Origin of the sequence: Paenibacillus sp. 32O-W (assembly GCF_007679495.1) — a bacterium.
GTDB lineage: Bacteria > Bacillota > Bacilli > Paenibacillales > NBRC-103111 > Paenibacillus_L > Paenibacillus_L residui.
This window is the reverse complement of the sequence record NZ_VEGP01000163.1, coordinates 1-793: the sequence shown is the minus strand read 5'-3', so window position 1 is coordinate 793 and position 793 is coordinate 1. Positions and strand designations below refer to the sequence as shown.

Annotated in this window: 1 protein-coding gene; it reads left to right on the top strand. The window is 52.2% G+C overall.

The genetic code is table 11. From position 1 onward, the window contains the following. The coding region (locus FS806_RS25270; protein WP_144942110.1) for an IS110 family transposase at positions 1–793 on the top strand (793 nt) is incomplete at both ends.

Genomic DNA, 793 nt, shown 5'->3' with positions numbered 1-793 from the left:
ACCGGATCCTTTCAGCAGCGGACAAGCTACCGGCTTCGGAAATCCACATTGGCCTTGAAGCTACATCCGTCTACAGCTGGCATCCAGCGATGTACTTACACGAAGATGACGCGTTGCGCAAGCGCAAAACTAAAGTGTTCACCATCAATCCCAAGTTGATCAACAAATTCAGAGAGGCATACGCCGACTTGGATAAGACCGACCGGCTCGATGCTTGGATTATTGCTGATCGTCTGCGATTTGGAAGGTTAACGACCAGCGTTGTCATGCAGGAGCGGTATCTCGCTCTTCAACGCATCACCCGCATGCGGTTTCACCTCGTCCATAATCTTACGCGAGAGAAGCAGTACTTTCTTCAGAACTTGTTCTACAAGTGCAATGCGTTCCGTTCTGAAGTAGACAGCTCCGTCTTTGGCCATGCCATTATGGAACTGCTCTTGGAGAAGTACAGCCTCGATGAGATTGCCAACATGGATGTTGCCGTCCTGGCGGACTACCTCAAGGACAAAGGCAGGAACCGATTCCCGGATCCTGAAGGTGTCGCCGCGTGCATTCAGAAAGCCGCACGGGCGTCCTATCGGCTATCTAAGGTAATGGAAGACTCCATTGACCTCGTACTCGGTACGTCCATCCTATCCATTCGGAGCATTCAAGCTCAGCTCAAGGAGCTGGACAAGGCGATCGAGAAGTTGATCGAGGATCTACCGGGAGCCAAGTGCCTTCGCTCCATACCGGGCATCGATTTGGTGTATGCCGCCGGCATTCTGTCGGAGATCGGCGATATTGAACGCTT